The 17,368-nt window shown below is 49.3% G+C and carries 20 protein-coding genes and 1 riboswitch; of the genes, 10 read left to right on the top strand and 10 right to left on the bottom strand.

The window, feature by feature from the left end:
* Nucleotides 1-30 precede the first annotated feature (30 nt).
* The 3 genes from MKY82_RS20380 (at nt 31) to MKY82_RS20370 (ending at nt 3,673) form a co-directional block, all read left to right on the top strand.
* Nucleotides 31-1,530, top strand: coding sequence for a sugar ABC transporter ATP-binding protein (locus MKY82_RS20380; protein ID WP_339294252.1), 1,500 nt, complete (start codon nt 31-33; stop codon nt 1,528-1,530).
* A gap of 34 nt (nt 1,531-1,564) precedes the next feature.
* A complete protein-coding gene (locus tag MKY82_RS20375; protein ID WP_071220346.1) occupies nt 1,565-2,533 on the top strand; it encodes an ABC transporter permease in 969 nt (322 codons plus the stop codon).
* Nucleotides 2,534-2,647: 114 nt separating this feature from the next.
* Nucleotides 2,648-3,673 (top strand): ABC transporter substrate-binding protein, encoded by a 1,026-nt coding sequence (locus MKY82_RS20370; RefSeq protein ID WP_216532472.1) that lies wholly within the window; start codon nt 2,648-2,650, stop codon nt 3,671-3,673.
* A 223-nt stretch (nt 3,674-3,896) separates the two neighbouring features.
* Here the strand turns inward: MKY82_RS20370 and MKY82_RS20365 are convergent, their stop codons facing one another.
* On the bottom strand, nt 3,897-4,442 hold the full coding sequence (locus MKY82_RS20365; RefSeq protein ID WP_194543374.1) for an AAA family ATPase: 546 nt from the start codon (nt 4,440-4,442) through the stop codon (nt 3,897-3,899).
* A gap of 392 nt (nt 4,443-4,834) precedes the next feature.
* Between MKY82_RS20365 and hxlA the strand changes: the two genes are divergently transcribed.
* The 3 genes from hxlA to MKY82_RS20350 all read left to right on the top strand — a co-directional run bounded on the left by hxlA (nt 4,835) and on the right by MKY82_RS20350 (nt 6,540).
* A complete protein-coding gene (gene hxlA, locus MKY82_RS20360; protein WP_071220348.1) occupies nt 4,835-5,467 on the top strand; it encodes a 3-hexulose-6-phosphate synthase in 633 nt (210 codons plus the stop codon).
* 6 nt (nt 5,468-5,473) lie between these two features.
* The gene (hxlB, locus tag MKY82_RS20355) at nt 5,474-6,037 is read left to right on the top strand and encodes a 6-phospho-3-hexuloisomerase (protein ID WP_220684740.1); all 564 of its coding nucleotides are present in this window, start codon (nt 5,474-5,476) and stop codon (nt 6,035-6,037) included.
* A gap of 83 nt (nt 6,038-6,120) precedes the next feature.
* Nucleotides 6,121-6,540: a helix-turn-helix domain-containing protein gene (locus tag MKY82_RS20350; protein WP_194543371.1), complete on the top strand. Its 420-nt coding sequence runs from the start codon at nt 6,121-6,123 to the stop codon at nt 6,538-6,540.
* A 144-nt stretch (nt 6,541-6,684) separates the two neighbouring features.
* On the opposite strand, the gene MKY82_RS20345 is transcribed toward MKY82_RS20350, so the two are convergent.
* Genes MKY82_RS20345 through MKY82_RS20335 form a run of 3 tightly spaced genes read right to left on the bottom strand, consistent with a single transcriptional unit; the run spans nt 6,685 to nt 7,905 of the window.
* Complete coding sequence (locus MKY82_RS20345; protein WP_339294251.1) at nt 6,685-7,191, bottom strand: SRPBCC domain-containing protein; 507 nt, start codon at nt 7,189-7,191, stop codon at nt 6,685-6,687.
* A gap of 33 nt (nt 7,192-7,224) precedes the next feature.
* Nucleotides 7,225-7,542: a metalloregulator ArsR/SmtB family transcription factor gene (locus MKY82_RS20340; protein ID WP_339294250.1), complete on the bottom strand. Its 318-nt coding sequence runs from the start codon at nt 7,540-7,542 to the stop codon at nt 7,225-7,227.
* Nucleotides 7,543-7,566: 24 nt separating this feature from the next.
* A complete protein-coding gene (locus MKY82_RS20335; RefSeq protein ID WP_194543368.1) occupies nt 7,567-7,905 on the bottom strand; it encodes a DUF1801 domain-containing protein in 339 nt (112 codons plus the stop codon).
* Between the two features lie 341 nt (nt 7,906-8,246).
* On the opposite strand from MKY82_RS20335, the gene MKY82_RS20330 reads away from it, so the two are divergent.
* Nucleotides 8,247-9,455: a GTP-binding protein gene (locus tag MKY82_RS20330; protein ID WP_339294249.1), complete on the top strand. Its 1,209-nt coding sequence runs from the start codon at nt 8,247-8,249 to the stop codon at nt 9,453-9,455.
* A gap of 196 nt (nt 9,456-9,651) precedes the next feature.
* Here the strand turns inward: MKY82_RS20330 and MKY82_RS20325 are convergent, their stop codons facing one another.
* Genes MKY82_RS20325 through MKY82_RS20315 form a run of 3 tightly spaced genes read right to left on the bottom strand, consistent with a single transcriptional unit; the run spans nt 9,652 to nt 11,083 of the window.
* Nucleotides 9,652-9,948, bottom strand: a complete 297-nt coding sequence (locus MKY82_RS20325; RefSeq protein WP_339218094.1) for a putative quinol monooxygenase — start codon at nt 9,946-9,948, stop codon at nt 9,652-9,654.
* A gap of 10 nt (nt 9,949-9,958) precedes the next feature.
* Complete coding sequence (locus MKY82_RS20320) at nt 9,959-10,597, bottom strand: nitroreductase family protein (RefSeq protein ID WP_071220352.1); 639 nt, start codon at nt 10,595-10,597, stop codon at nt 9,959-9,961.
* 27 nt (nt 10,598-10,624) lie between these two features.
* Nucleotides 10,625-11,083, bottom strand: coding sequence for a MarR family transcriptional regulator (locus MKY82_RS20315; RefSeq protein ID WP_194543365.1), 459 nt, complete (start codon nt 11,081-11,083; stop codon nt 10,625-10,627).
* Nucleotides 11,084-11,280: 197 nt separating this feature from the next.
* Here MKY82_RS20315 and MKY82_RS20310 point away from each other — a divergent pair, with 197 nt between their 5' ends.
* Nucleotides 11,281-11,532, top strand: coding sequence for a YolD-like family protein (locus MKY82_RS20310; RefSeq protein ID WP_113061102.1), 252 nt, complete (start codon nt 11,281-11,283; stop codon nt 11,530-11,532).
* 75 nt (nt 11,533-11,607) lie between these two features.
* On the opposite strand, the gene MKY82_RS20305 is transcribed toward MKY82_RS20310, so the two are convergent.
* From MKY82_RS20305 to MKY82_RS20295, 3 genes are all read right to left on the bottom strand, one after another.
* Nucleotides 11,608-12,717 (bottom strand): GTP-binding protein, encoded by a 1,110-nt coding sequence (locus MKY82_RS20305; protein WP_339294248.1) that lies wholly within the window; start codon nt 12,715-12,717, stop codon nt 11,608-11,610.
* Nucleotides 12,717-13,691, bottom strand: a complete 975-nt coding sequence (locus tag MKY82_RS20300) for a TIGR03943 family protein (RefSeq protein ID WP_339294247.1) — start codon at nt 13,689-13,691, stop codon at nt 12,717-12,719. The genes MKY82_RS20305 and MKY82_RS20300 overlap by 1 nt, the downstream gene beginning before the upstream one ends.
* 97 nt (nt 13,692-13,788) lie before the next feature.
* The gene (locus MKY82_RS20295) at nt 13,789-14,799 is read right to left on the bottom strand and encodes a permease (protein ID WP_194543362.1); all 1,011 of its coding nucleotides are present in this window, start codon (nt 14,797-14,799) and stop codon (nt 13,789-13,791) included.
* Nucleotides 14,800-14,956: 157 nt separating this feature from the next.
* Nucleotides 14,957-15,036, top strand: a riboswitch (ZMP/ZTP riboswitch).
* A 64-nt stretch (nt 15,037-15,100) separates the two neighbouring features.
* Here MKY82_RS20295 and MKY82_RS20290 point away from each other — a divergent pair.
* Together MKY82_RS20290 and MKY82_RS20285 are read left to right on the top strand one after the other, a co-directional pair.
* Complete coding sequence (locus tag MKY82_RS20290) at nt 15,101-15,949, top strand: tetrahydrofolate dehydrogenase/cyclohydrolase catalytic domain-containing protein (RefSeq protein WP_339294246.1); 849 nt, start codon at nt 15,101-15,103, stop codon at nt 15,947-15,949.
* Between the two features lie 296 nt (nt 15,950-16,245).
* A complete protein-coding gene (locus MKY82_RS20285; protein ID WP_339218090.1) occupies nt 16,246-17,238 on the top strand; it encodes a LacI family DNA-binding transcriptional regulator in 993 nt (330 codons plus the stop codon).
* Nucleotides 17,239-17,368: the final 130 nt, after the last annotated feature.

The raw sequence follows: 17,368 nt of genomic DNA, 5'->3' as shown, positions 1-17,368 counted from the left end.
AAATGGTGCCAGCTAGAGAGGTGAGGGGCTTTGAGCGAAGTATTGATACAAATGGAAGGAATCACGAAGGAATTTCCGGGCGTGCTTGCATTAAATCATTGCCGATTCGAGCTGCTGCGCGGTGAAGTCCATGCGCTAATGGGTGAGAACGGCGCCGGCAAGTCAACGATGATGAAAATATTGACCGGCGTATACCAGAAGGACGAAGGTACGATCAGGTACAAAGGGCAGCCCGTAGAGTTAACGAATCCGAAAGCGGCTCAAGACGCCGGGATCAGCATGATCCATCAGGAACTGAACTTGGCGCCTGATCTGACGGTTGCCCAGAATATATTCATCGGGCGGGAGCCGCGCAGAAAGCTCAAGTTGTTTCTGGACAATCAGGCGCTAAATCGGCAGGTGAAGGAACTGTTCGAGCGGATGGGGCTGGACATGGATCCATCCATCAAGGTTTCGGAACTAACGGTTGCCAAGCAGCAGATGGTGGAGATTGCCAAGGCATTGTCTTATAACGCCGACGTGCTGGTCATGGATGAGCCTACTGCAGCTTTAAGCGAAACCGAGATTGAGGATTTGTTCCGCATCATTCGTCAGCTTCGAGAAGGCGGAGTTGGAATCGTTTACATTTCCCATCGGATGGATGAGATCAAGCGAATTACGGATCGCATTACGGTGATGCGTGACGGACAGTATATCGATACGGTTTCAACGGATGAAGTCACCACACAGGATATTATTTCCAAAATGGTTGGCCGTCAGATCTACGAGACCTCGAAACCGAAGAAGAGCGTAGGTGAACGTGAGACGGTATTGGAGGTTAAAGGACTGAATCAAGGCCGAACTTTGAAGGACATTAACTTCACTCTGAAAAAGGGAGAAATCCTTGGCATTGCAGGCCTGGTTGGTGCGGGGCGGACAGAGCTTGCCCGAGCGATCTTCGGTGCCGACCGCATACAATCCGGCGAGATCCATGTTCATGGCCGCAAGATAACGATCAAGGGCCCCCATGATGCGGTGCGCCAAGGGATCGGTTATTTATCCGAGGATCGCAAGCGCTATGGATGTGTCGTCGATCTGGATGTGAAGAGCAATGTGGCTATCGCCTCATACCGTAACTTCCTGGGCCCAGCCGGCTGGATGAATACGACCAGGATTCGCAAGCAGGCGGAGGATATGGTCGAACGATTGAAGGTCAAAACACCGCATGTAGACCAAGAGGTCAAATTCCTCTCCGGCGGTAATCAGCAGAAAGTCGTTATCGGCAAATGGCTGACCCGCGATTGCGACATTCTGATCTTCGATGAACCGACGCGCGGGATCGATGTAGGGGCCAAGAGCGAAATCTATCGCCTGCTGAACGATCTTACGGCACAGGGTAAATCGATCATCATGATCTCCTCAGAGCTGCCTGAAATTTTACGGATGAGTCATCGGGTTCTCGTGATGTGTGAAGGCCGGATTACGGGCGAGCTGGATCAAGCAGAGGCGACCCAAGAAAGCATTATGCATCTGGCTACAGCAAGGATGTAAGCCGTTATCCATACACGTTAGGAGGAGTAAACAGATGAACATTCAAATCAAATCGGGCGCACTTCAGCAAGTGCTGGCCTTAGCCAGCTTGGTTGTTCTCATACTATTCTTTACATTCTCATCCAGCAATTTCTTTCAATTCTCCAATATCGTGGGCATTCTTCTCTCGACCGCGGTGATCGGCGTTCTTGCCTTAGGATCTACCTTTGTCATCATTACCGGCGGCATTGATCTGTCTGTCGGAACGGTCATGACACTAAGCGGCGTTATGACCGGCGTCTGCATCACCTTCTGGGGATTGCCGGTTCCGGTCGGCATTCTTGGGGGGATATTGACGGGCGCGCTATGCGGGCTTCTATCCGGTACGGCGGTGGCGAAGATGAAGATCCCGCCTTTCATCGCAACGCTGGCGATGATGATGATCGCTAAAGGACTGGCACTGATTATCTCCGGAGCCAAGCCGGTCTATTTCAACGACGCCGAAAGCTTTGCCGAGGTGTCCCAAGGCAGCGTGCTGGGCTGGCTGATACCGGGCCTCGATATTCCGAATGCGGTCGTTATTTTCTTCATCGCGGCGGTTGTGGGCTACCTCATCTTATCGAAGACCATCATCGGCCGGTATAACTTTGCGCTAGGCAGCAACGAAGAGGCGACCCGATTGTCGGGTGTTAATGTGGGATTCTGGAAAATCGTCATTTACACCTTAACCGGCGCCTTTACCGGTTTGGCGGGTGTCATGATGGCATCGAGGCTGAACTCGGCGAACCCGGCGCTGGGGGCCGGTTATGAGCTGGAAGCCATCGCGGCGGTCGTAATCGGGGGGACTTCGCTCAGCGGCGGGAAGGGTACCATCATCGGCACGGTCATCGGCGCATTGATCATGAGCGTGCTGACGAATGGATTACGTATTCTGTCCGTGCCGCAGGAGTGGCAAACCGTTGTCGTAGGATTTGTCATTATACTCGCGGTGTATGCGGATATTTTGCGCAGACGCAAAGCGTAAGTCCTCTGCTAGAACTGCGATCCGCGCTCGGTTAGCCGTGTGCTAGCTTAATCTGGATAGAAGCTTCCTTGGATGGAAGTTCTATAGATGTACTATTTTGATAAACAAGGGGAGATGGAGATTATGAAAAAGCTTTCCGTATTGGCTCTGATTCTCATGCTGACTGCAAGCATGCTGGCGGCTTGCGGTTCATCGGGCAAGAGCGCTTCAGGAACCGACAGTCCAAGCGAGGGCGGATCCGGCTCAGGCTCCGGTTCGGCTGCCGAAGGGGAAATCTATATTCCGATCATTTCCAAAGGCTTTCAGCATCAGTTCTGGCAGGCGGTAAAAACCGGTGCCGAGCAGGCAGGGGAAGAGCTTGGCGTAAAGATTACCTTTGAAGGACCAGAGACGGAATCCCAGGTGGATAAGCAGATCGAAATGCTGCAAGCAGCACTCGATAAGAAACCAAGCGCGATCGGTTTTGCTGCACTGGATAGCCAGGCCTCCATTCCTTATCTGAAAAAAGCCCAGGAAAACAACATTCCGATCATCGCCTTCGATTCGGGCGTGGAAAGCGACATTCCGGTAACGACGGCATCGACGGACAATATGGCTGCATCCGCGCTTGCGGCGGATAAAATGGCTGAGCTCATCGGGAATGAAGGCAAAATCGCCATGGTGGTCCATGACCAGACCAGCGTGACCGGGGTTAGCCGCCGTGACGGCTTCAAGAAGCAGATCGAAGAGAAGTACCCGAATATCGAAATCGTTGACATCCAGTACGGAGGCGGGGATCACTTGAAGTCGACGGACTTGGCCAAAGCGATGATGCAGGCGCATCCGGATTTGAAAGGGATATTCGGGGCGAATGAGGGTTCGGCCGTCGGGGTCATTAATGCGGTAACGGAGATGAAGAAGGAAGGTCAGATTATCGTGGTCGGGTTCGATTCCGGAAAAGCGCAGATTGACGCAATCAAGAATGGAACGATGGCGGGAGCCATCACGCAGAATCCGGTCGGCATCGGATATGAGACGGTAAAAGCCGCCGTGGCGGCCATCAAAGGGGAGAAGGTTGAACCGCAGATCGATACGGGATTTTACTGGTATGACAAAAATAATATCGATAGCGACGAGATCAAAGCTGTGATCTATGAGTAAAATGAAATGAAGGGGAGCCCTATAGAGGGCTCCCCTTAACGTGACATCCGCTTACGCAGATGTCACCTCCATATTCTGAATCAATTCGTTCAGCCTCCTTTCCGATCATTTGGTCCAGCCGGACATCTATATTAAACCACGGCCGACTGCAGGACTAAAGTGAATAAACAGGCATAATTGTTTTTTACCAGGAATTCTTGTCATGAATGATACCGGGTTTATGTTAACGGATCTGCCCCTCGTTCCATATCCGCTTCCAAATCTCTTGGGCGGTCTCTTCCGGAGATAAATCGGAGGTATCCAGCCACATGCCGATTCTCGGCGTTTCGTCGTTCAAACGCCGGTTCAGCTCATGGATGGTCCATACCCCGTAGCCTTTTTTGTTACGAATCTGCTCGCGTGCGCTGATGGCATTCTCAGATGGGTTCAGCACAACGACGTAAACGGGAAGGCCGTTTAGCATTTCGGTTATTTGCAGCAGCGCGGGGCCGAGAATGACGTCCTGGAGGACGACATGAAAACCCGCTTCAGCATAGGTTCTGGCAGTGGAGGCCGATAATCTGTAGCGCAGGGCAAGCTGCCGTTTTGCTTCGTCTGAAGCATCCGGAAGCATTTCTTCCCTGCCCTTGATAATCATTCTCCGAAACGCGTCTCCCCTCAAGTGGACTCCGCGTTCAAATTTCTCGGCCAGCAGCTGGGCTACCGTCGATTTACCGGAAGCCATGACACCAGTGACAATAATAACGGCTGGTTCAGATGTATGTGACATAATCATTTCTCCAATGCTATCGGATTGTAAATGAAAGGGAGCCCTATAACGGGCTCCCCTAAACGTGACACCCGCTTATGCGGATGCCACCTCCATATTCTGAATCAATTCGTTCAGCCTCCTTTCCGATCATTTTGTCCGGCCTGACAACTATATTAAACCACAGCCGAATGCGAGCCGAAAAGTGAATAAATGGGCTTAATTGTTTTTTACCAGCGTCTTGGAGCAGTATGCATTGCTAATTAAACGGAGCCCATAAACCCTTGTCCCGCCGTATTACTTACTTCCACGTAAGTATCTCACTTCTAAGTACGTACTTCCGGAAAGTAAACTATCTGCTCTACAATGGGCGTAGTCATTAACCAATACGTTCATAAGGAGAGAATAACAATATGGAACTTCAATTGGCATTGGATTTAGTAAATATTCCTGAAGCAAAACAAGTGGTGGCTGAGGTAGCCGAGTTTATCGACATCGTGGAGATCGGAACACCGGTTGTCATTAACGAAGGACTTCATGCCGTAAAAGCAATTAAAGAGGCTTTCCCGCAGCTGCGTGTGCTGGCCGATCTGAAAATTATGGATGCGGGCGGTTATGAAGTGGCGAAGGCATCCGAAGCCGGCGCGGACATTATTACGGTGTTAGGTGTATCCGACGATGCTACGATCAAAGGCGCGGTAGCGGAAGCCCTTAAGCAAGGTAAGCAAGTGATGGTCGATATGATCAATGTGAAGGACATTGAGAGTAGAGCAGTGGAGATTGACGCTTTGGGCGTGGATTACATTTGCGTTCATTCCGGCTACGACCACCAAGCGGAAGGCAAGAATTCATTCGAGGAATTGGCTGCGATCAAACGTGTCGTGAAGCACGCCAAGACGGCGGTTGCGGGAGGAATCAAAATGGAGACGCTCCCTGAGGTGATCCAAGCGAATCCTGATCTCGTGATTGTCGGAGGGGGAATCACAGGTCAATCCGATAAAAAAGCGGTTGCGGCCCAGATGAACCAGCTTGTTAAGCAGGTCTAAGTTACGATGAGTCAAAAGATATTTCAACATGCAGCGGACATTGCCAAGGAGATATCAGCATCCGTGCAGCAGATCAATGCTGATCAGATTGAGGAATTGATTACACGGATCGTGCAATCCGATGCCATTTTCTTAGCGGGGGGCGGCAGATCCGGTCTAATGATCCGAGCTTTTGCCATGCGATTAATGCAGATGGGGTATAAGGTTCATGTCGTGGGCGATACGGTAACTCCGGCCATCGGCGCGCGGGATATGCTACTTATCGGTTCAGGCTCCGGAGAAACGCAGAGCTTGGTGTCTATGGCTCAGAAGGCCAAGGGTATAGGCTCTGCCGTAGCGGTGGTCACCGTGAATCCCGAATCACGTATCGGTAAGCTTTCGGATGCGATCGTTCGGCTACCGGGCACAACGAAGGAGCAGAATCAAGGATCTCTTGTCACCGTTCAACCGATGGCCTCTTTATTTGAGCAAACGATGCTGATCGCCTTGGATGCCGTTATCTTGAGATTGATGGAGATGAAGGAACTTCACTCGGAAAATATGTTTGGGCTGCACGCCAATTTGGAATAAGAGGTCAAGGTGTGGGTAAAGTTGCCGCTTTGATGATATAACCGCGACCGTTGTATACTGTAGGGAAGAAGGGGTGATGCATTATGGCAAGTGAAGTCAAGCAGCGAATCAATCTGAAGGAAATAAACTGCCATAAGGAGTTAACCCTGGCGGTCATCGGCGGCAAATGGAAGCTGATCATCCTATGGCATCTTGGTTTAGAGGGCGTAAAGCGCTTCGGTGAGCTGAATCGAATGATTCCTCATATCACGCAAAAAATGCTGACCAACCAGCTCCGGGAATTGGAGGAGGATCAGCTCGTTCATCGTGTGGTTTACCCCGAGGTTCCGCCTCGAGTCGAATATTCGCTCACGCCTTACGGGGAGAGCCTAATGCCGATCTTGAAGCTGATGTACGATTGGGGAAAAGATTACGGCGAACAGGTCGTCTGGAAAGACGGCGAGCTGCCTGAGCATAAAGATGATGGACAGGCAGCGGAGCAACCAGTCGCACAGAAGCTGTAATTTCTCGAACATGCATGCGAATGCATTAGCAAGGCGATCGGGCAGGGGGTTTTTCGAGTAAAGGTGCAGGAGTTCTGAAGCATTAAAAAAACGGCGAGCCAATAGGTTCGCCGCCGCTGGTTTGCGCTTCCTTGATTCATGTAATTATTGCTGGCTTTCAAGGTATTGCGCGAGTTGATCAAAAGTTCCGCCAAATCCTTGTTTCACCATCGGAGCCATTCCATCAAATGCTGCTTGTTCTTCTGCAGTTGCATTGACAGGGCCTCCCTGCATGGTAAGCGTGGTTTTTCCATCGATTTCTTCAAGCGTGATGATATTCATAATTTCAAGCGGCCAGTTTGCGTTAAAAGGTGCACGTATAGTGTTGCCTTCCTCATCAGAGAATGATTGAATGAATACCAGTTTCTCAGGAACGATAACTTCCTGATATACAAATTTCCCCCACATGGTTTGGTTTCCATCCGGAGACTTCTGACAACCTAAGAACATGCCACCAGGACGTACATCCATTGTGATAACTTCTAAGGAGTATCCTTGAGGCCCCCACCATTTGCCGAAGTGTTCAGGGTCGGTCCAAACTTTAAAAACCAGTTCCCTGGGGGCATTGAAAACACGTGACAGAAGTAAACCTTGTTTGCTTTGCTCGGTCATTTGAATTCCTCCTAAAAAGAAGGGTAGCGGCTGCTACCTTTTCTTTTGTAATTTTTCCAAATAATCCTCGAGCTGATCAAAGCGCTTTTCCCAAATACCGCGGAACGTATCCAACCATTCGTCCATTTCTTGAAGCGGTTCAGATCGTAGTCTATAGATTCGTCGATTAGCCTCCGCCTGAACTTCGACCAGACCTGCTTCATGCAATATTTTCAAATGTTTGGAAGTCTGAGGTTGCCGGATATGAAGACGTTCAGCAATCTGATTAACGGTTAAAGGACCTTCTCGTAACAGTTCGACAATCTGTAATCGGTTAGGCTCGGCTAGTGCGTTCAACGTTGTCTGTTTCATATGACCTTACCCCCGATCTTGTTACTACAACGAACTTGATGCTTGAACTAATAGATCGGCTAGCAGTTCAAAGTCCGGAGTATCATCTTTTCGAATTTTAAGCCATTTCCGTTCGGGCGGACCTTCGAAATGTTTCGGGACGTCTAGATTAGTTGTGTTCATGATCATAAAGGCAATTGCATCTTTGGATGGCGAAATCACGGCCGCATAATGTCCGTTTTTTAGAAAATGCGGTTTTTTGTACTGAATCCGTTCTTCTACCTCCGGAATGGCTTCAAGGACCATGAGTCGAAGCTTTTTGCTGACTTCTACTTGCCAAGGCAGACTAAGGTTTTCGATGAACGAAATTACTTCTTGGCTCATATCGTATCCCTCCTTATTTGTAAAGATTAACCAACGATTGATTACAATATACCACCATGGGAATATTCCTGTAAAGGGATATTTATGAGATGATTTCATGAATGCGGCATTCGAAACTGCGTATAACAAGGCAAATTGAAGCTTAATCCCATGCTGCACCTGTAGAATGCATTCGCTGTGATCTTAGATCATAAGAGAAACTCCGGTGAATGAATGCTGGGGGATTATTATGTTTATCAGATAATTTTGAATGGAAGCATTGACAATTTAAGTGAGGAGAGATAATATCATACCGTATAAATCGTAATTATTACGATTAAGGAATGGAGGAAGTTCAATAGATGAATAGTAACAATAGGATTCCTGTCACAGTGCTCAGCGGGTACCTCGGATCAGGCAAGACGACGGTCCTAAATCATGTGCTTCATAATCGTGATGGATTGAAGGTTGCGGTCATTGTAAATGACATGAGCGAAGTGAATATTGATGCGGATTTGGTTCGAGGGGAAGGAAGCCTGTCCCGAACGGATGAGAAGCTGGTTGAAATGTCTAACGGCTGCATCTGCTGCACGCTCCGGGAAGATCTGGTACAGGAAGTTCAGAAGCTGGTACAGGAGAACCGGTTTGATTATATTCTCATTGAATCGACGGGGATTAGCGAGCCCGTGCCCGTTGCGCAGACCTTTGTCTATCCGGATGAGGTGTCCGGCGTCCAGTTGTCCGACCTAGCCCGGCTGGATTGTATGGTGACGGTTGTGGATGCGAACCGTTTCTGGAAAGATTTCTCTTCGGGTCAAAGCCTGCTAGATCGGAAGGAAGCGCTGGGCGAAGAGGATACACGGGAAGTCGTGGATCTGTTGATTGACCAGATCGAAATGTGTGATGTACTCCTATTGAACAAATGCGATTTGGTAAGCGAAGACGAATTGGCCAAGGTGGAAGGCATACTTCGTAAGCTTCAGCCCAGCGCAAAAATCATACGTACTGTGAAGGGACAAGTCGCCCCTGCGGAAATTCTGAATACCGGTTTATTCGATTTTGAAAAAGCCAGTCAGTCCCCCGGCTGGATTCAGGAGCTTCAGAAGGAAGAGCATGTGCCGGAAACGGATGAATACGGCATCAGCTCTTTTGTTTATCGGAGAAGAAGACCGTTCCATCCGGAGCGGCTGGCTGATTTCATGAGTGATTGGCCGGAAGAGGTCGTACGCGCGAAAGGGATCGCTTGGCTGGCTGTGCGTGAGGATGTTGCGGCAAGTCTAAGTCAGGCGGGACCTTCCATTCAGTTTGGGCCTGCAGGTTATTGGGTGGCTGCTTTAACCGAGCAGGAGCAGCGGGAGCTGCTTCAGAGTGAGCCGGATGTGCAGCGAAAATGGGATGGCGTCTGGGGGGATCGGATGACCGAGCTTGTGATGATCGGGATACGGATGGAGCAGTCACGAATCGAGCGGGAGCTGGACGAATGTTTGTTGACTGATCAGGAAATGCAGCTGGATTGGTCGACCTTTAACAATCCGCTGCCATGGATGGCTATCGAAGAGCTATCGCTGTAAGTTTTAGGATACGTTCTCCTTTGAGTAGACTGTGCAGAAGAAGACGCTACAGACGATACAGTTTACTTAAAGGGGACTTTTTTATGGGAGAGTTTATAAGATAGAATCCGAGGAAAATAGGGATATATCCATTTAATAAAAAAAGCCAAACTCGTCTGAACGAGTTGGCTTTTTAAACGTGACTGCAGTCTGTTCATTATTTGTTTATCGGTTGGCCAGCATATGCTTGGACATTTAGCGGAGCTGTCAGGTATTTTGGAGCTTTAGCTACAAATGCCTGAAAATGGCTGCTTGCATTGTGGAGCCCCACAGCTTCCTGGTCTTTCCACTGCTCAACCATGAGATACGTGTTATCCTGCTCCGTATCTTTAAGCAGCTTGTACGATTCATTTCCTTGTTCCGCGCGGGATGCCTCAATAAGTTCTTTTACGGATTCCAGAAATTCCGCCTCTAGTTCACGGTTTACTTTCATTTCTGCATGAATAATAATCATCGCTATGACCTCACTTCCACTCTGCAATACGATCAATAGGAAGACGGGTCGTCAAACGCGCTTCTTTGGCAGCTTTACCTACAGAGATGAGCATTACCGGCACATAACGTTCTTTCTCCATACCAAATGCCTCTGCAATTCGGGATTTGTCGTATCCGCCAATGGGGTTCGTGTCATATCCACGGGCACGAGCAGAAAGCATAAGCTGCATGGAAACCAAGCCGCTATCTATAAGGATCATTTCACGGAAAGACTGTGCCGGAATACGTGCGAAGAGATCGGTATAGTTTGCCATCATCTGATCTTTAATCTCTTGTGGCAGATAACCGCGTTCCACGGCGCTACCCATAATTTCATCTGCATTGTCGAATGCGTTCATATCTCCAAATACAGCAATGACAGCGGAGGAAGTTGAAACTTGCGTTTTGTTCCCTGGTGCAAGCTCTTCAAGCGTCGCTTTACCTTCGGGGCTATCAACGACAAGAAATCTCCAAGGCTGAAGGTTAACGGATGACGGAGCCAAAGTCGCTTCTTCCAAAATTTCAGTCATTTCTTCACGGCTGATTTTGACCGATGGGTCGTATACCCGCACAGAGCGACGGGAAGTAATAATTTCTTTATAATTATTGTTTAGGGAAGTTACAGTCATGATATTCTCTCCTTTAATCTCTATAAGTTAATTGGTCTTACTTGGTTCTTTCATTAGTTGAATCTGGCTGTTCAGCTTCTGTAGAGTTTGAACAAACGCAAGTCGTTCTGATTCCGTGAGGTCTGCCTGCAGTTCCTCCATAAAGCGATCTTTCTCCGCCTTAAACGCTGCTACTTTACTTTTGCCCACTTCAGTTAGCTGAACCAACGTAATCCGGTTGTCATTCTCACATCTGGTTCGGAGAAGTATTCCTTCCGCTTCCAACTGCTGAACATGACGGGTCACCGCAGCTGGATCAATAGACACGGCCTTCTGCAAATCCGATTGGCTAATTTGGCCCCCCGTCAGTTTGCATAGGAGTTCGAGCCGATTGGGACTAACTCCAGCACAGCGTTCAAACCGGGTCGAAATATGCTTGTTTAAATGCATCAGCAAGTACAGCAGGTCTTCCGTATGGCACGTAGCGATTATAAAGACCCCCTTCAATTCATTGACTCATCAATGTTTGATGGGTCAATCATATACCTTTGTTTTCTGAAAATCAAGTCTTTTGCATAAAAAACTGAATCGGATTTCATGTATAATAGGAAGTAGATTCCTAATTCATAGGTTTGAGGAAAGATTTGTTTTCATGGAGAATGTAATGCTAATGCATGAACAACATAAATCAGGAGGGCGAGGTTATGGCAAAAGCAAAAGTTCCAAAGAGACCCACGAGAGATGAGTTTGTACTGGAAGAGCTCGGAAATCAGCTTACGGAAGCTTACCAGGAAGAATCGGTCATCGTACTGACGGTCTGGGGATGGGAAGAGGCAGTCCGCGGACAAATCGATCAAATGGACTCCCGCACAGGGAAGGTGCACATGAAAGAGAATGGCGTCATTACGAAGGTTCCCTTTATGGACATTATGGAAGTGAATTATCCCAGGGACTAATCAGAATGATAACGAAAAAGGAGATCCTGCGAGGATCTCCTTTTCTATATCTCTGTCTGTCAAACCATCCAGCTGTCATTGCACCACGCCACTGAGCAAGCCTTCCCACTCTTGAACCATGCGTTTTTTATCCAGACGATGGCCAATCAGCGTAAGATATCCGCGTTGCAGCTGCAGCGTGCTTGGCTTACATTCAAGCTCTGAACCCGCCCACTGAACTAGAGAGGGCCCCGTCGAGAGATGGATGTAACCTTTGGCCCGAATCAGGCTGGAGCCAAGTGCAGCGAGAAACGTCTCGATCGCGCTCAACTGAAGCGGGAAGGGGGATGGAGCAGATAAGGTCAAGGTATCCATGCCCGTGAAGGATGTGATGCTGTGTCCGGACTCTTCTCCGTGCAGATGGCTAGAATGGTCATTGGCAGATCTCTCTGGCTGGTGGTGCGCATGCTTGCTGTGATCATTAGTCAACGGTTGGTCTTGCGTAAGATCCGCAAGATCTCCTGGCTTCCATTGCGAAGTTGGAAACGAATGGCTCGGGTCATTAGAGGGCTCAAGCTGAGGCTGAAGCTGAAGCGTCGAAAACACTTCATTTTCATCCAAACGGCTGTAGTCGGTTACGGACAGACTTGCCGTCGTGTTTATTTTTCTAATGGAGGTCGTGACTTTGTTGATCTGTTTATCGTCGCAGTCCCCCGCCTTGTTAAGGATGATCATATCCGCGAAGCTGATTTGTCCCCGCAGGGTACGCACCAGTTCACGACTGGATGCAAAGAAGCTGTTGTACTCGAGAAATTTCCTGCAGTCGGCCAAGGCAATTTTGCGCTGGATTGAGATTCGGTCAGCCAGGGACGGATCCTGCAGATCCTCAAGAATCTGTTCAGGATTCGCCACGCCGGTCGTTTCGATGAATATGAGATCCGGCTTCTGATCTAACAGGGTTTGTAATGCTTGACCCAGCTCTTCTCGTCTGGTGCAGCAGATGCATCCGTCGAGCAGCTTCTCAATCGGAAGATCGGGGATTTCGCCGGAGACCGTATCGCCATCCACATCTTGTTCGCCCATCTCATTCATAAGCACGGCGGTTCTCCACTGCCGCTTGGCGGCATATTCCAGCAGTCTGAGCAGCAGCGTGGTTTTGCCGCTTCCCAAAAATCCGCTAATCAATACAACGGGTATCTTGTTCATTAATTGATTTCCTCCTTGGTCTCGTTATCATTCGAATACAGCTCGTCAAACTCCGCGACGGAGTCCGGATTCGTGAAAATGTACGGGGATGCCGGCTGCTCGATCGGCTGAATCCGCTTCGCTTGAATTTGCAGCGTCTCTTTACCATTCAAGGTGGCGACCTGGATCGTGCCATCAATCTGGACCCACGTATCATCAGGGAACGACGCAGCATTCGTGCCGCGCACAAGAACCCCGAACGGTACGGCGTCTGCCGTGCAGCACATCACGAGGAATCGGCTAACGGCAAAGGTATCCTCATTCATCTGTCCGTCGCGGAAGACGAACCCTTGCACCGAGATGGTTTTTCCTTGAAAATGCTCTTTGTACATATCCATGGCCCCGACGGTTTCCGAGAAAATGTCCGGTTCCACCTTAATGACGGGCAGCGTATATAAGCGCTTGGCAAGCTCTGCAAACTCCACACTATAGATGTCCTTGGCAACGAATCGTTCGTTCAATGCGATATTTTCTTCTGCTTCTTGATCCATGCCGGGTAATCGCTTATCCGTGCCTGAAAAGGCGGCGGTGTTGCGGTCATCGGTCTTACGCCGTACATCGGGATTCGGATAGGTGTAGATCATTCCTTTTTTGGCTGCCATATCGCTGCCCAGGGCTTGGTCCGGCAGGAGCAGGCCAAACAGCAGCGGCACCGTGAATAACCCGTATACCGTTACGTTTTTGACAAGGCCGGCAGGCAGGGGATGCTCGCAATCACATACCTCTCCGGAATCGCCCGCAAGGGAATGCCACATCATCCCGAATGCAATGAACAACAACGGAACCGGGCAGAGAAGCAGCAGGGTCTGCATATGTGGCGCTAGGTAATATTCGAGCGCATCTGAAGCATTCAGATGCATGATATAAGCGGCGAGAGCCGCAACAAGCAGCGACCGGAGCGTATAGTGAATCCGTATCCTCAAACTGGACTTCATCCTCCCAATCACCTCCAATCTCAAGCGGATACCTGATGATCCTAAACGGTCCCGGTAATCTCGTTTGGTTTTTCGTCAATCTTTCATCCTTAGGCAGCTATCCACCCAAAAGAGCGTTGACGGCTACAGAGCCGATAAAGACAAGGGTCATTACCAGCAGGCTTAAACCGATCACGAATTTAGTCTTGAAGGTAGTCGACAGCATGAGTAAGCTTTTGAAATCCAGCATCGGGCCGAGCACGAGGAAGGATACGAGCGGACCTACGGTAAAGGTGTGCGTGAACGCCGATGCTACAAAGGCATCCGAAGTCGAGCAGAGGGACAGGATGAAAGCAAACCCCATCATGAACAGGTAAGAAGCGGTGGGACCGTTCCCCAATGCCAGCAGCTCTTCTCTAGGAATGAAGGATTGGATGCAGGCTGTCAGGAATGCGCCAAGAACCAGGTATTTGCCCATTTCGATCAATTCGTCTCCGGCGTGGACAAACAGGCTTCTCCAGGTTTTGGGATGCTCGTGCAGCTTGCGTTCACCAACGGCGGAATCTTGTTCGGAAAACTCTTGTAAGGAACGCTTGAGCGGGTTGTTCCTTGAAAAAACATAGACAAGCAAACCTACCGTTATCGCGACTGTAAAAGCCAGTCCCATCCGGCCGATCGTCACTTCGGGATGCGAACGGAAGGCCATGAACGTCGCAGCGAACACAATGGGGTTCAGGATAGGTCCGCTGAGAATAAAGGTTACAGCGATGTAGGCAGGCATCCCCTTAAGCATCAGCCTTCGGACGACCGGGATCATCCCGCATTCACAGATGGGAAACACGATCCCCAGCATGGAAGCGAACAGGACGCCGATGACCGGGTTTTTGGGCGTGATCCGACGCACCCACTGTTCTTTAACGAACAGCTGAAGAAGGGACGACAGCAGCACTCCAAGCAGCACAAAAGGAAGCGCCTCAAGGAAAATGCCCGTAAAAACCGTTTTTACCTGCTGTATGTCACGGCTTGATATTAGACTTGAATCGTTCTGCAGCCATATCGTCAAGACCGGTATCACGAAGACAAGCGGAATCATGAAGGGCAGCATTTTGAAGATTACCGGATATTTCATTCAAGGCCTCCTGGAGCGAATTGTTCTTAGGACATTCTATGCTTGTACCATCGGCAACATACTCGATTCTTGCAAATTAATCAAAAAGATTACGATTTAATAGGTGAACTTCATGACCGGTAGCGCGAAGTCCAAAGTCGTGGTATATTTAAAAAAGTTATCTGTGTGTTACTGGCGTAGCTTGGGGTACCAAGAGGGAGCACATAGGATCATATGCCGTACGCCTGGGCAAGAGGTAAGGAGACGATTAGTCGCCTTGCCTCTTTATGTTTTTAATACAATGGCGAAGGAGCGGATTAGCATGAGTAAGGAACCCGTAATTTTGGATGGAAAAAAGGTATCCGATGATATTAAGGCAAAGCTGGCGGTGAAGGTACAGGAATTGAAGCAGCACGGGATAACGCCTTGTCTGGCAACGATTCTGGTTGGCGATGATCCTGCTTCGGCGACCTATGTACGGATGAAGGGAAATGCTTGCGAGCGGCTTGGCATCATATCCAAGAAAGTGGTGCTGGAGACCTCGACCTCGACTGAGGATCTGATCGCCGCGATACAAGAGCTGAACGAGGATCCGAATGTCCACGGTATTCTGCTGCAGCATCCGGTGCCGCATCATATCGATGAACGGGCGGCTTTTGATGCCATAGCCATTGAAAAAGACGTGGATGGAGTAACCACGCTCGGTTTCTCGCAAAATGCGTTTGGTTTTGCCGATTATCCGTCTTGTACGCCTGCCGCGATTATTGCGATTATGGATTATTATGATCTGCCGATCGAAGGGAAGCATGCCGTGGTGGTCGGACGCAGTCCGATTCTGGGTAAGCCGGTATCGATGATGCTGCTCAATCGCAATGCTACCGTTACGATCTGCCACTCGAGAACGAGGAACCTCGGGGAGCTTGTGTCCCAGGCGGATATCGTGGTTGCGGCCGTAGGCAAACCTAATTTCATTCAAGGGAGCTGGATTAAGCCGGGTGCCGTTGTATTGGATGCCGGCTACAATAAAGGGAATATCGGCGACTGCGATTATGAAGCCTGCGCGAAGGTGGCATCTGCGATTACACCGGTACCGGCAGGTGTCGGCCCCGTTACGATTGCTACATTGCTGAAGCATACCGTCGAATCGGCCGAGCGAACCGTGCAAGCCTGAAGGAAAACCACAGACAATTTGCATATGAATTAAGATGCGCCCATGAATAAATCCCCTTCGAATCGGTTCATTCCTAGTAAGAGTCTGGAGCTTGGAAAAGATATGGCTCCTGCCATAATAGGCTTGGAGTCTCCATTTCACGGATGCCTGGACGTCATGGTATAGTTAGGAAAAAGCGAAAACGAAGGGGAGAGATTCATGCACAAACGAAACATGATCCATTGTGCTGCCCAACTAGGAGCTGTGGAGGAACAACTGTTCGTTGCAGCGCCGCAAGCGGCTCCCGGGAGCACCGAATGAAGAACACGATTGCAGATATTGCCAAAAAAGCCGGGGTTGCCAAAAGCACGGTCTCCCGTTTCTTGAACGGAGGTTCCGTCAGCAATGCAACACGCCAAAAAATTGAGCTGGTCATTCAGGAAACCGGTTATATTCCGAATTCGTTTGCACAGAGCTTGAAAGCGAAGAAAACCAGCATGATCGGCACCATTGTACCGCGTCTGGATTCATTCTCAGCATCGCAGACCGTTGCCGGCATGGACGAAGAATTAAGGAAACACGGTTATCAGCTTCTTATTATCAATGCAAGCCAGGACTTAACCAGGGAGATTGAAGCGCTGTATGATCTCGCCAGGCAAAAAATATCTGGCATTATTTTATTTGCGACTCAAGTGACGGATACCCATCTTGCCGCGATTCAAGAGATCGGCATCCCTGTCATCCTGTTAGGACAGCAGCATAAGGATGTTCACAGCATGATTTATAACGACTATGCCGCGGGTTATGACATGGGCCGGTATGTGCTGTCCAAGGGACATCGCCATATTGCCTATATCGGGGTGACGGAACAAGACGTTGCTGTCGGAGTTCAGCGGAAGGAAGGGTTTCTGAAAGCGGTAAGCGAGGATAGTGAGGCGAAAGCGGATCTCTATGAGAGTGGATTTAAGATGTCGGATGGTGTAAAGACCGCATGGTCCATTTTTGAGTCGAACCGAACGCTGCCAACTGCCGTGGTTTGCGCTACTGACAATATCGCGTTAGGCGTTATGAAAGCGGCTCATATGAAGGGCATTCAAATTCCGAACGAACTCTCCGTTACCGGATTTGGCGGATACGACGTAACCGAGGTGATTCATCCTGGATTGACAACGGTTAAATATGGATATTCCCAAGCGGGCCATCTCGCCGCACAGCATATAATGAAGCTGGTCAACGACGAGCCTGTGGATTTCCTGACGGTTATGAGCTGCGATATGATTCATCGCGAAAGCGTTGACAATCTAAAATAGGTATTTTATACTGAAAATAACGGAACCGGTTCCAATACTGCTTTTGCCTGGTATTGGAGCTGAGTTCATTATTTTTACTCCTGATTGGAACCGGTTCCACTACAGGTGAGTTAGGCTGATGTTCACGCAT

The sequence above is a fragment of the Paenibacillus sp. FSL W7-1279 genome (genome assembly GCF_037969845.1).
Lineage (GTDB): Bacteria > Bacillota > Bacilli > Paenibacillales > Paenibacillaceae > Paenibacillus_AQ.
Note: the sequence above shows the minus strand (reverse complement) of the source record. Positions and strands in the feature narration are given on the sequence as shown.

Bases quoted from the DNA above. Each gene is read 5' to 3' on its own strand.
- MKY82_RS20375 (WP_071220346.1), top strand. From the start codon at position 1,565: ATGAACATTCAAATCAAATCGGGCGCACTTCAGCAAGTGCTGGCCTTA.
- MKY82_RS20370 (WP_216532472.1), top strand. From the start codon at position 2,648: ATGGAGATTATGAAAAAGCTTTCCGTATTGGCTCTGATTCTCATGCTG.
- MKY82_RS20365 (WP_194543374.1), bottom strand. From the start codon at position 4,442: ATGTCACATACATCTGAACCAGCCGTTATTATTGTCACTGGTGTCATG.
- hxlA (WP_071220348.1), top strand. From the start codon at position 4,835: ATGGAACTTCAATTGGCATTGGATTTAGTAAATATTCCTGAAGCAAAA.
- hxlB (WP_220684740.1), top strand. From the start codon at position 5,474: ATGAGTCAAAAGATATTTCAACATGCAGCGGACATTGCCAAGGAGATA.
- MKY82_RS20350 (WP_194543371.1), top strand. From the start codon at position 6,121: ATGGCAAGTGAAGTCAAGCAGCGAATCAATCTGAAGGAAATAAACTGC.
- MKY82_RS20345 (WP_339294251.1), bottom strand. From the start codon at position 7,191: ATGACCGAGCAAAGCAAACAAGGTTTACTTCTGTCACGTGTTTTCAAT.
- MKY82_RS20340 (WP_339294250.1), bottom strand. From the start codon at position 7,542: ATGAAACAGACAACGTTGAACGCACTAGCCGAGCCTAACCGATTACAG.
- MKY82_RS20335 (WP_194543368.1), bottom strand. From the start codon at position 7,905: ATGAGCCAAGAAGTAATTTCGTTCATCGAAAACCTTAGTCTGCCTTGG.
- MKY82_RS20330 (WP_339294249.1), top strand. From the start codon at position 8,247: ATGAATAGTAACAATAGGATTCCTGTCACAGTGCTCAGCGGGTACCTC.
- MKY82_RS20325 (WP_339218094.1), bottom strand. From the start codon at position 9,948: ATGATTATTATTCATGCAGAAATGAAAGTAAACCGTGAACTAGAGGCG.
- MKY82_RS20320 (WP_071220352.1), bottom strand. From the start codon at position 10,597: ATGACTGTAACTTCCCTAAACAATAATTATAAAGAAATTATTACTTCC.
- MKY82_RS20310 (WP_113061102.1), top strand. From the start codon at position 11,281: ATGGCAAAAGCAAAAGTTCCAAAGAGACCCACGAGAGATGAGTTTGTA.
- MKY82_RS20305 (WP_339294248.1), bottom strand. From the start codon at position 12,717: ATGAACAAGATACCCGTTGTATTGATTAGCGGATTTTTGGGAAGCGGC.
- MKY82_RS20300 (WP_339294247.1), bottom strand. From the start codon at position 13,691: ATGAAGTCCAGTTTGAGGATACGGATTCACTATACGCTCCGGTCGCTG.
- MKY82_RS20295 (WP_194543362.1), bottom strand. From the start codon at position 14,799: ATGAAATATCCGGTAATCTTCAAAATGCTGCCCTTCATGATTCCGCTT.
- MKY82_RS20290 (WP_339294246.1), top strand. From the start codon at position 15,101: ATGAGTAAGGAACCCGTAATTTTGGATGGAAAAAAGGTATCCGATGAT.
- MKY82_RS20285 (WP_339218090.1), top strand. From the start codon at position 16,246: ATGAAGAACACGATTGCAGATATTGCCAAAAAAGCCGGGGTTGCCAAA.